General features: G+C 71.8%; 10 protein-coding genes. 2 read left to right on the top strand and 8 right to left on the bottom strand.

The features are described 5' to 3' along the window. Positions 1–112: 112 nt before the first annotated feature. Together AB0J86_RS19100 and AB0J86_RS19095 are read right to left on the bottom strand one after the other, a co-directional pair. A complete protein-coding gene (locus AB0J86_RS19100; RefSeq protein ID WP_363858763.1) occupies positions 113–1786 on the bottom strand; it encodes an ABC transporter substrate-binding protein in 1674 nt (557 codons plus the stop codon). A gap of 149 nt (positions 1787–1935) precedes the next feature. After that, positions 1936–2937: a LacI family DNA-binding transcriptional regulator gene (locus AB0J86_RS19095; protein WP_363858761.1), complete on the bottom strand. Its 1002-nt coding sequence runs from the start codon at positions 2935–2937 to the stop codon at positions 1936–1938. Between the two features lie 380 nt (positions 2938–3317). Between AB0J86_RS19095 and AB0J86_RS19090 the strand changes: the two genes are divergently transcribed. Further along, positions 3318–5234, top strand: a complete 1917-nt coding sequence (locus AB0J86_RS19090) for a ricin-type beta-trefoil lectin domain protein (RefSeq protein ID WP_363858758.1) — start codon at positions 3318–3320, stop codon at positions 5232–5234. Positions 5235–5393: 159 nt separating this feature from the next. Beyond that, the gene (locus tag AB0J86_RS19085) at positions 5394–5738 is read left to right on the top strand and encodes a hypothetical protein (RefSeq protein WP_363858756.1); all 345 of its coding nucleotides are present in this window, start codon (positions 5394–5396) and stop codon (positions 5736–5738) included. A gap of 33 nt (positions 5739–5771) precedes the next feature. Here AB0J86_RS19085 and AB0J86_RS19080 read toward each other — a convergent pair whose 3' ends face one another. The 6 genes from AB0J86_RS19080 to AB0J86_RS19055 all read right to left on the bottom strand — a co-directional run bounded on the left by AB0J86_RS19080 (position 5772) and on the right by AB0J86_RS19055 (position 11422). Next, entirely contained in the window at positions 5772–6578 is an 807-nt protein-coding gene (locus tag AB0J86_RS19080) for a methyltransferase domain-containing protein (protein WP_363858754.1), read from the bottom strand. 147 nt (positions 6579–6725) lie between these two features. Continuing rightward, on the bottom strand, positions 6726–7499 hold the full coding sequence (locus tag AB0J86_RS19075) for an ABC transporter ATP-binding protein (RefSeq protein ID WP_363858829.1): 774 nt from the start codon (positions 7497–7499) through the stop codon (positions 6726–6728). Then, positions 7499–8251, bottom strand: coding sequence for an ABC transporter ATP-binding protein (locus tag AB0J86_RS19070; protein WP_363858752.1), 753 nt, complete (start codon positions 8249–8251; stop codon positions 7499–7501). The genes AB0J86_RS19075 and AB0J86_RS19070 overlap by 1 nt, the downstream gene beginning before the upstream one ends. Continuing rightward, complete coding sequence (locus tag AB0J86_RS19065) at positions 8248–9309, bottom strand: branched-chain amino acid ABC transporter permease (RefSeq protein ID WP_363858750.1); 1062 nt, start codon at positions 9307–9309, stop codon at positions 8248–8250. The genes AB0J86_RS19070 and AB0J86_RS19065 overlap by 4 nt, the downstream gene beginning before the upstream one ends. Further along, entirely contained in the window at positions 9306–10205 is a 900-nt protein-coding gene (locus AB0J86_RS19060; protein ID WP_363858748.1) for a branched-chain amino acid ABC transporter permease, read from the bottom strand. Before AB0J86_RS19060 ends, AB0J86_RS19065 begins: the two co-directional genes overlap by 4 nt. Then, positions 10202–11422, bottom strand: a complete 1221-nt coding sequence (locus AB0J86_RS19055; protein ID WP_363858746.1) for an ABC transporter substrate-binding protein — start codon at positions 11420–11422, stop codon at positions 10202–10204. The genes AB0J86_RS19060 and AB0J86_RS19055 overlap by 4 nt, the downstream gene beginning before the upstream one ends. Positions 11423–11429 lie beyond the last annotated feature (7 nt).

Raw genomic sequence — 11429 nt, 5'->3', positions numbered from 1 at the left:
AGCGCCACGCGCTAGGTGTACTGCCCGGAAAAGTCGGTTGAAATTTGTGTGACGACACGGTCTGATGCTGTCCATGCCGGTGCCGACGAAGGGGGAGACGGCGCGGTCGGGGTCAGGAAGCGGGCTTGAGGTGCAGCACGACGTCGACCGCGTTCGGCTGGGTCGGCTGTGCCGGCGCGTACGGGTTCTGCTCGTCCGGCCAACCCACCCAGTTCTTCGTGACGTAGGCGCCACCGGCGTTGTCCGCGCCGACCGGGGACATCGGCATCTGCTCGACGAAGATCTTCTGCAGCGTGTTCATCGCCGCGGTGCGGGCGGCCTCGTCCGTGGCGTTGGCGTAGTCACGCAGCGCCTTGGTCGCCTCGGGGCTGTTGAACCGGCCGAAGTTGCCCTGCGGCGACGGCGTGCCGACCGGCTTCAGCAGCGCGCCGTCCATGACCGTCTGGTACAGGTCGTACGGGGTGGCGCCGCCGTTGGTCCAGCGGAAGGTGGCGTCGAAGTTCCCCTCCTCGACGTTCTTCTGCCAGGCCTCCTGGTTGGCCTTGTCCACGGTGGCCTTGATGCCGATGGTGGAGAGGTTGTCCCGGACGATCTCCAGGCTGGTCTGGTAGTCGGACCAGCCGGCGGGGTCGGTCAGGGTCAGCTCGACCGGCTTGCCGGTCGGGTCCTTCAGCACGTTGCCGTCCAGCTTGAAGCCGGCGCCGGTCAGCAGCGTCTTGGCGCCCTCGACGTCGACCTTGTGGTTCTGGCCCTTGTACTCCGGCGCGATGAAGGACTCACCGGCCGGCGTCGGGATGCCGGTCACCGAGGTGACCTCGGGGTGGAACCAGCCGGCCTCCGCCTGCACGAAGATGTCGTTCCGGTTGATCACCATGTCGATCGCCCGGCGCAGCGCCGGGTTGTCCAGCGGCTTCTTCGTCGTGTTGAACCACAGGCCGTGCACGCCGATGACCGGCGCCGGGAAGACCTTGTTGTTCTTCGGGTCCTTGTCGACGTAGACCGTCTTGTAGTTCGGGATGAAGACGAAGCTCCACTCGGCCGAGCCGTTGGCCAGGGCCGTGGTCTGCGCGTTGTTGTCGGCGTACGAGGTGTAGCGCAGCTCCTTGACCTTCGGCAGCTCCTGCCAGTAGCTGTCGCGCAGCTGCAGGACGGTGGACTGCGGGGTGAAGGACTTCAGGGTGTACGGGCCGGTACCGACCGGGTTCTTGTTGATCTCGGTGGTCGGGTCCTTGACGGCGGACCAGATGTGCTTGGGCACCATCGGGGTACGGGTCAGGATCTTGACCTGGTTGACGAACTGCGGCGAGGTGAAGGTGACCTTCACGGTGTTGCCGCTCGTGGTGATGTCGCCCCACGGGATGGCGAAGATGTTCAGCGCGTCCGTCTTCTTGATCAGGTCGAAGGTGAAGGCGATGTCGTCGGCCGTGAACGCCTGGCCGTCGTTCCACTTCACGTTGTCGCGCGCGGTCACCGTCAGCGTCTTGTAGTCGGTGGACCACTCGAACTTGCTGGCCAGCCACGGCTTGCCCGGTTCCGAGGGGCGGATCGCGTTGAACATCGCCAGCGGCTCGTAGATCATCCACCGGTACCCGAGCGAGGCCCCGGACGAGGACTCCAGGAACGGGTTGTGGTTCTCGGTCTGCGGACCGTTGGGCATGCCGACGGTGAGCACGCTCGGGTTGCCGTTCGCGCCCTTGTTCGCGTTCGGGCTGTCGCCGCAGGCGGCGAGCACCCCGATCGCGGTCACGCTCGCGAGGGCGAGCGCGAGGGTACGTCTGACGCGCATGTATTCCTCCCGGTGATGGTGGGTGTGGTGCGAGGGGATCTACGACAGGAGCAGGGGTACGGCGAGGCACACGACGGGGTACGCCGCGGTCCGTCGCCGGTGGTTGCGCTGGTGGAGACGCCGGCCGGTCGGGCCGGCCGGGTGGTGGCTCAGGGCGCTCGGGTCGAGCCCCTGACGATCAGGGTGGTGGGTATGACGTCGGGGGCGTCCGGCAGCGGCACGCCCTCGAAGTACGACATCAGCATCCGGGCCGCCGCCTCGCCCATCTCGCGCATCGGCTGGTGCACGGTGGTCAGCGGCGGCTCGGTGTGCGACGCGTACGGGATGTCGTCGAAGCCGACGACCGCGACATCCCCGGGCACGGTGCGACCCGACTCGCGGATGGCCTGCATGGCGCCGGCCGCGGAGAGGTCGTTGTGGGCGAAGACGGCGTCGAAGTCGAGCCCCTCTTCGAGCCGTTGCCGGACGGCGAGCCGCCCGGACTCGAAGGTGAAGTCCCCCTCGACGACGAGGCGGGGGTCGAGGGGGAGTCCGGCCTCGGCGTACGCCTCGCCGAAGCCGGCCAGCCGCTCCTGGGTACAGCCGAACGCCTCGATACCGGTGATCACGAGCGGGCGGCGCCGGCCGAGTTCGAGCAGGTGCCGGGCGGCCGACTCGCCGCCGAGGTGGTTGGTGGTGGCCACGGACGGGAAGAGCGGCTGGTGCGCGCGGTCGTCGATGAGGACCACCGGCAGGCCGCCGCGGTGCAGCTCGGTGATGTAGTCGAGGGTCCCCTCGGGCTCGATCACCAGGAGCCCGTCGAACGACTGCGCCGAGACCTGCGAGGCGAACTGCCGCATCGACTCCTCGCCGCGGTTGCAGGTGAACAGCAGCAGCCCGTAGCCCGCGCTCTCCACCACGTCGACGGCGCCCTGCAGCACCTCGCCCATCCACGGCCAGGTCAGGGAGGGGACCAGCATCCCGACGATGCAGGTGCGCCCCCGGGCCAGGCCGACCGCGCGGGCGCTCGGTACGTAGCCCAGTTCCTCGATCACCCGCCGGACGCGGGCGGCGGTCTCCTGGTCGAGTTCGCCGCGCCCGTTGAGGACCCGGGAGACCGTCGTCTTGCTGACCCCGGCCCGCGCCGCCACGTCGGCGATGGTGATCGGCACGCGGATCTCCTCGTGTCAGCCTGGTTAACGGCTCGTACGGAACCGGTTTCGGAAGCGGTTCCGGGGCCGAGTCAACCGGAGTGACCTGCGGCACGTCAATAACCGGCAGATAACGAATCCGTTTCCCTAAACAAACCTTGCAATTACGCGCGTTCTGGTGTTGTCTCATCACCACCATCGATGTTCCGGGGGTGTCCCCCGAGCCGGCCCGGCGGCGCGGGCGGGCCGGGCCGGCACCCTCGGTCCCCCGGGCCCGGTCGAGCGCGGCGGCGCGGCCGGCCCCACCAGGACATACCCGCACCGCACCGCGCGGCGACGCGGCCCCCGGCGCCGGGTCGCGACCCCCGCGCCGCGCGCCCCCCGCGAGAAAGGGAGAGCCCGTGCCCACCACGACGAGTCCCCCAGCCGTCCCGTTCCCCGCCCGCCGGCGACCCGCGCCGCGGCGCGCCGTGCTGGCCGGCCTGCTCGCCGGCTGCCTGGTCGCCGCCGGCACCGCCGTGCTCGACGCCCCGGCGGCGCTGGCCGCCAACGAGCCGGTCAACATCTGGCTGACCACCACCTCGGACGCCGGCGGCCGTACCGTCACCCGGGGGTTGCAGCAGCAGAGCCCGATCGCGTTCGCGGCCAGCAGCCCCGCCGCCAACCAGACCGTCACGGTCAACGAGAACACCACGTACCAGCAGTTCGAGGGGGCCGGCGCCTCCTTCACCGACAGCGCCGCGTGGCTGCTGCGCGGCAGCGGCATCCTCAGCGCCAGCACCCGCGACACCGTCATGCGCAACCTGTTCGACCCGGTCAACGGCATCGGGCTCAGCTTCACCCGCAACCCGATGGGCGCCTCCGACCTGGCCCGGTTCAGCTACACGTACGACGACACCTGCTGCGACCTCAACGACTTCTCCCTCACCCGGGACGCCGACGTACTGGCCCTGACCAAGCAGGCCAAGACCCTCAACCCGGCGCTCAAGGTGATGGCCTCGCCCTGGACCGCGCCGCCGTGGATGAAGGACAACAACGCCTACAACCAGGGCTGGCTGCAGTGGCAGTACTACCCGACCTACGCGCAGTACTTCGCCAAATACGTGCAGGGCTACGCGGCCCAGGGCGTACGGGTCGACTACGTGACCCCGCAGAACGAGCCGACCTGCTGCTCCAGCTACCCCTCGATGCAGTGGAACGCCTCGGGGTTGCAGGAGTTCACGAAGAACCACCTGTACCCCGCGTTCCGCAACGCGGGGATCACGACGAAGGTGCTGGTGCACGACTGGAACTGGGACGCGTACGACCAGTGGGCCGCGCCGCTGGTCAACGACCCGGCGATCCGCAACGACCCGCTCTTCGGCGGCATCGCCTGGCACGGGTACGGCGGCAACGTCAGCAAGCAGACCGAGGTGCACAACCAGTACCCGAACGTCAACGCGTACATGACCGAGCACTCGGGCGGCATGTGGATCGGCAACCAGCAGACCGAGGACATGCTCAACCTGATCGACTACACCCGCAACTGGGACCGTAGCTGGATCAAGTGGAGCCTCGCGATGGACCAGAGCATGAACCCGCACAACGGCGGCTGCGACGTCTGCACCGGGCTGGTCACCGTGCACAACGGCGACGGCCGGCACGGGCAGGTCGACTACACCGTCGAGTACTACACGATGGGCCACCTGACCAAGTTCGTGAAGCCGGGCGCCTATCGGATCGACTCCACCGCCAACGGCTCGGTACCGAACGTCGCCTGGAAGAACCCGGACGGCTCGAAGGCGCTGATCGCGTACAACAACACCGGCGGTGCCCAGTCGATCAAGGTCAACTGGGGGAACCAGTCGTTCACGTACACCCTGCCGGCCAAGACCTCGGCGACCTTCACCTGGAGCGGCACCCCCGGCGGCGGCACTCCCCCGCCGGGCGGCGGCACCGGCCAGATCACCGGGCTCGGCGGCAAGTGCGTCGACGTGGCCGGCGCCAACCCGGCCGACGGCACCACCGTGCAGCTCTACGGCTGCAACGGCAGCGCCGCGCAGCAGTGGACCCGGGCGGCCGACGGTACGCTGCGGGCCCTCGGCAAGTGCCTGGACGTGGCCGGCGGTGCCACCACCAACGGCACCCGGGTGCAGCTCTACGGCTGCAACGGCAGCGCCGCGCAGCAGTGGACATACACCTCCGGACGGGACCTCGTGAACCCGCAGGCGGACAAGTGCCTCGACGTCACCGGCAACACCTCGACCGACGGTACGCCGCTGCAGATCTGGAGCTGCACGGGCGCCGCCAACCAGAAGTGGACCGTGCCCGGGGCGTAGCCCCGTCCCCCGCGACCAGCTCCGTCGATCTAGGGCAAATCCTCGTGACCTGATCTCCAATCACCACGATTTGCCCTAGATCGGCGAGGCGTCGACCCGGGTGGGTGAATGGTCGCGATACCCCACCGGCCGACCGCCGCGGCGTCTACTCTGCGAGCCATGGCCGAGGTCGCCGAGGTACGCCGGGCCGCGCTGGCCCTGCCGGAGGCGCAGGAGCAGACGCGTTCCGGCCGGACGCTCTTCACGGTGCAGGGCAGCGTCTTCGCCGAGGTCCTGCCGGGCGGGGCGCACGCGGTCGCCTTCGTCGACGAGGCGGTGGTGCGCGACATGGTCAACGAGGATCCGGCGGTCTACACGGAGCTGTGGCACGGCCCGGATCTGGTCGGGGTACGCATCGAGGTGGCGGTCGCCCCCACCAGGCGGCTCGACCAGTTGATCGAGTTCGCCTGGCGGAGGCACGCACCTCGGAGCCTGGAGTCGGTCCTCGACGAGCGCCGGCGGTAGCCGCCCGGCGGGGAGCCGCCGGGCCGCCGGCGGCTACGCGAACGGCCGACGGCCGCGGGTCGAGACGAACTGGTACGACAGGCAGGAGAACTCGGGATCCCGGGTCAGCTTCCGGAAGTCGTCCAGCTGCCCGCGCGACAGGCCCGCCGCGATCAGCTGCGGTTCCAGCTGGCGCGAGTTCACCTCGTGCAGCGACACCCCGGACTCGCCGCCCGCCCAGCTCTCCGAGTAGGTGATGGTGTCGATGTCGGTGAGGCCGGCCTGGGCCATCTCGGTGTGCACGTTCTGGGCCCAGCCCAGGTCCGCGCCGCGCTCCTGAAGTATGCCGAGCATGGTCTCGGTGACCTGCTGGAACAGCTTCGCGGCGGCGTCGGTCGGGGCGGTCAGCACGCGCAGCGGGACGGTGCAGTCGAACTCCTCGACGACCAGCCACCCGCCCGGGGCGAGGGCCCGGGTCAGCTCGCGCAGCACCCGCTGGCGCTCGGGCAGGTGCAGCAGGACGAGGCGCGCGTGGATGAGGTCGAAGGACTCCCCCACCGGCGGATCGTTGCGCACGTCGTGCCGGCGTACCGCGAGGTTCGCGGCGGGGGCCAGGTGCGACGGGTCGATGTCGGTGGCGATGACGCGGCCGGCCGGGCCGACGGTACGGGCCATCAGCCGGGCCACCGAGCCGCCGCCCGCCCCCAGCTCCCAGCAGCGGGCCCCCGGGGTCAGCACCGGCTCGGCGAGCCGGTCGGCGGTTATCGGGTCGAGGAACGATTCGAGCGTGCCGAGCTGGGCGTCCGCCTCGGGCGACCGGTTGGAGAACGAGTATTCGGACTTCACACGGGCGATCGACATGATCGGTTACCTCCGGGTAACGCTTGAGGGGTGGCGCGCGGGTACCCACCGACGGTCCGGCCGGTACGGGCGCGTGGTGCGCAGCGCCCATCGCCGGGACCCCGCTCGGGGGTTCCGGTACGACGGGCGGTGCCGTGCGGGCGCCGGTCAGCGAGGCGCCGTGGTGGTGGATCCGGCCGTGGTGCTGGATCCGGCCGTGAGGGATTCGCTCGCGATGCTGAGCAGCGCCTCGACCGGTGCGGGGTCGGCGCGTACCGCGTCCGCCGAGCCGTCGAAGACGACCCGGCCGTAGTCCAGTACCGCGATCCGGTCGGCGACCTCGATCGCGTGGGACAGCTGCTGTTCGACCAGGAGCACGGTCAACCCGGCGGTGGCCAGGCCGGCGACGAGCTCCCGGACCCGCGCCGCCAGGTCGGGGGCGAGTCCTTCGGAGGGTTCGTCAAGGAGCAGGACCCGGGGCTGGGTCAACAGCGCCCGGGCGATCGCCAACATCTGCTGCTCCCCGCCGGAGAGCTGGTTGCCGCGGTGCCGCAGGCGCTCGCCGAGCCGCGGCAGGAGTTCCAGGACCCGGGGAACGCTCCAGGTCACGCCGGCACCGGCCGCGCGACCCCGGCCGCCCGCGGCCAGGGTGAGGTGCTCGGCCACGGTGAGTCGGGGGAAGACCCGCCGGCCCTGCGGTACCAGCCCCACGCCCGCCCGGCCGACCCGGTGGGCCGGCTGCCCGGCCAGGTCCACGCCGCCGACCTCGACCACCCCGCGGTACGGACGCAGCAGGCCCGCGACCACGTGCACCAGGGTGCTCTTGCCGGCGCCGTTGCGCCCGACCAGCGCTTGCACCGTCCCGGCGGCGATGTGCAGGTCGACCTCGTGCAGCACCGTACCGCCGTCGTACCCCGCCGAGACCCGCCCGATCCGCAACATCACTTCGCCGCCTCGGCGTACGCGTCGCGGACCGCCCGCGACGCCCGGATCTCCGCCGGCGTACCGCTGACCACGTGCCGCCCGTCGGCCAGCACGGTCACCGCGTCGGCCAGCTCGTAGACGAGGTCGAGCCGGTGCTCGACCAGCAGCACCGAGACGGTGCGCGGCAGCCGCGCCAGCAGGTCGACGAGCCGGTGCACGTCGGCGGCGGCGAGCCCGGCCGCCGGTTCGTCGAGGAGCAGCAGCCGCGGCTTGCCGGCCAGCGCCATCGCGATCTCCAACTGGCGACGCTGGCCGTGCGAGAGGTGCGCGGCGGTGGTGCCGGCGTCGGCCGCCAGCCCGAGCCGGTCGAGCAGTTCCCGGGCGGGCGCCCGGAGCAGGGTGTCGTAGCGCCGTGGCGTGAACGCGCGGCGGAAACCGCCCGCGTACCGCCAGGCGGCGACCACGACGTTGTCCAGCGCGGTCAGCGAGGGCCAGACCGCCGGACGCTGGTGGATGCGGCCGATGCCGAGCCGGGCCCGGCGGGCCGGGCCGAGCCGGGTGACGTCCCGCCCGGCGAAGTGGATCCGACCCCGGTCGGGGCGGACGGCGCCGCCCACGAGGTTGAGCAGGGTCGTCTTGCCGGCCCCGTTCGGGCCGATCAGCGCCCGGCGTTCGCCGGGGGCGACGCGCAGGTCGATCCCGTCCACCGCGGTCAGCGACCCGTACCGGCGGCGCAGGCCGTCGGCGCTGAGCAGGCTGTCGGCCGTCATGCGCTGACCCTCCGGGACTCGGTGGCGTCGCCGGCCGCGTCGGCACCGGGCACGGCGGTGCGCTCCCCCGCCGGCCGGGCCCCGGATCGCCGGCGCCCGGCGAGCCAGGTGAGCCCGCGACCGTCGCCGAGCAGCCCGGCCACCCCGCGCGGCAGCAGGTACGCGGTGAGCACGAAGAGCACGCCGAGCACCAGCGGCGCGTGTCCCGGCAGCAGCCCGGAGAGCCAGTCCCGGGCCACGACGACCAGCGCGGTGCCGGCGATGGCGCCGCCGATCGAGGCGGTACCGCCGATCACCACGCCGAGCAGCAGCAGGGCGGAGATCTCGAAGCCGAAGTCGGCCGGCGAGACGTACTGCTGCGCGGTGACCAGCAGCGACCCGGCGGTACCGGCGATCGCCCCGGCGGCGAGGTAGGCGACGGCGAAGTAGCCGGTGACCCCGTGACCGCTGGCCCGCATCCGGGCCTCGTCGTCGCGGCTGGCCCGCAGCAGCAGGCCCGCGGGGGTGCGCAGCACCGCCAGCGTCACGCCGGCGACGATCGCCACGACGACGAGGACGTAGAGGTAGCGGGCCCGCTCGGTGTCGAGCACCGGCAGCCCCCAGACCGGCGGGGCCGACGGCATGCCGTACAGCCCGTCGGTGCCGCCGGTCACCGAGCGCCATCGGTTCGCGGCGACGACGGCCAGCTCACCGATCGCCAACGTGATCATCAGTACCACCACGCCCCGGGCGTAGACCACCAGCGGCACGGTGACCAGTGCGAAGGCCGCGCCGACCGCCGCGCCGGCGGCGAGCTGCACCACCCCGACCGACCCGGTGTGCAGGCTCAGCGCCGCGCCGGCGTACGCCCCGGCGGCGAAGGGCGCGGTCTGTCCCAGCGTGGGCAGCCCGGCGACCCCGGTGAGCAGCGCGACGCTCACGCCGACCAGGCCGAGCAGCAGCGTGCGCGCCAGCAGCGCGGTGGTGTAGTCGTCGACCAGCCAGGGCGCGGCGACGGCGGCGAGCACCGCGCCGACCGCCACGGCCCGCATCAGCGGTCGGGGCAGGCCGCGCCTCACGCCGTCCTCCAGCGCCGGAACAGCCCGCGCGACCGTACCGCGAGCACGACGATCATGGCGGCGAAGAGCAGGAACGGCGCCGCCGTCGGGGCCAGCGCCACCCCGAGCGTCTGGATCTCGCCGACGGCGAGCGCGGCGAGCAGGGTGCCGCCGACGGAGCCGAGCCCGCCCAGCACGACGATCACGAGCGAGAGCAGCAGGATGGTCTCGGCCGTGGTCGGGGCCGGACCGATGATCGGTGCGCCGAGCACACCCGCCGCGCCGGCCAGCGCGCCGGCCGCGGTGAGCACGCCGACGCGGACCCAGGCGGGGTTCACCCCGAGGCTGGCGAGCATCTCGGCGTCGTCGACGGCCGCGCGGACCAGCATCCCGGCGCGGGTGCGCGCCACCACCAGGTAGAGCAGCACGGCGAGCAGTGCCGCGACGCCGATGAAGACCAGCCGGTACGCCGCGTACCGGTGACCGGCGACGACGACCGAACCGTCCAGCGCGGCCGGGATCCGCACCGGCAGGCTGTCCGGCCCGAACGCGCTGACCAGCAGGCTCCCGCCGGCCAGCGCGACGCCGAAGGTCAGCAGCGCCTGGGTGAGGTGGTCGCCCCGGCGGACCGGGGCGAGCATCCCGGCGAGCACCCCGCCGGCGCCGGCCGCCGCCGCGACCCCGACGGCCAGGGCGAGCAGCAGCCCGCCCCAGCCCCCGTCGGTCAGCGCGGCGGCGGTGTACGCGCCGATCGCGTACAGCGTCCCGTGCGCCAGGTTGAGGATGTCGGCCACCCCGAAGCAGAACACCAGTCCGGCCGCCGCGACGAAGAGGAGCAGCCCGAAGGCGACGCCGTCGAGCGCCGGGATCAGGTACGCGTCGAGTGGGCCTGGCATGCTCGCCGCACCGATCGTCATTCGCCCACGGTGGCCAGGTCGGTGACGACCGTGTTGGAGAGCGCCCGCCCGTCCTGGCGCACCTGGCGCAGGTACCACTTCTGCACGGGCGAGTGGGTCTTCTTGGAGAACTGCCAGGTGCCCCGTGGGCTGTCGATCTGGCCCAACCCGGCGATCGCCTCGTTGATCTTCTCGGGGGTCGGGTTGGCCCCGGCCGCGCCGATCGCCTTGTCCAGCACCGCGGCGGCGTCGTACGAGGCCATCGCGTAGGTGGTGGGCGAGCCGTCGTGGTCGGCCTTCCAGGCCGCCACGAAGGAGCGGTTCTCGGCGTTGTCGAGGTCCGGCGAGTAGTTCAGCACCGAGTAGATGTTGCGTGCCGCGTCGCCCTGGGCGTTGAGCACCCCGCCCTCGGTGAGGAAGCCGGCGGCGTAGAGCGGCAGGTTCTTGATCTCGGACTGGGCGTACTGCTTGACGAAGTCGACCGCCGCGGTGCCGGCGTAGAAGGTGTAGACCGCGCTGGCGCCGGAGGCCTTGATCTGCGCGAAGTACGGGGTGAAGTTGGTCGTCGCCGGGAACGGCGTGAACCGGGTCTTGCCGTCCGGGTTGGCGAGCTTCCCGCCGACCTTGGCGAACGCGTCGGTGAAGCCCTTCAACTCGTCCCAGCCGCCCTGGTAGTCCGGGCCGATCGCGTAGACGCTGCCCTGCACGTTGTCGCGGACGTACTGGGCGATCGCGGCGCCGGGCTCCTCGGACAGGTACGAGGTGTGCCAGATCCGGCTCACGTCCTTGAGCTCCGGACGGCCGTTCGAGCCGACGAACGGGATCTTGGCCTCGGTCAGCAGCGGGGTGACCGCCGCCATCGAGCCACCGCCGACGATGCCGGTCAGCGCGTGCACCTTGTCCTGCTTGATGAGCTTGGTCGCGGCCGGTACGGCCGTCGGCGCGCCGTTGCCCTCGTCCGCGACCACCAGCTCGATCTTGTGACCGCCGAGCTTGCCGCCGTGCGTGTTGAGGTAGAGCTGGAAGCCGTCGCGCAGCTCGGTACCGACGGCCTCGTACGTGCCGGAGAGCGAGGCGAGCAGCCCGATCTTCAGAGTTCCGGCCGCGCCGGCGCCCTGGCTGGCGTTGTTGCAGGCGGTGGCGCTGACCACCAGCCCGGTGGCGAGCAACAGCGCCGGCAGGGCGCGACGGATCCGGTGCGGGGTTCGGCGGCTTGACCTATCGACGGTGAAAGGCATGGGTTTT

The organism is Micromonospora sp. NPDC049559 (assembly GCF_040676675.1).
Taxonomy (GTDB): Bacteria; Actinomycetota; Actinomycetes; order Mycobacteriales; family Micromonosporaceae; genus JBFAPK01.
The sequence above is the reverse complement of the archived record's forward strand: the minus strand, read 5'-3'. Positions and strand labels throughout refer to the sequence as shown.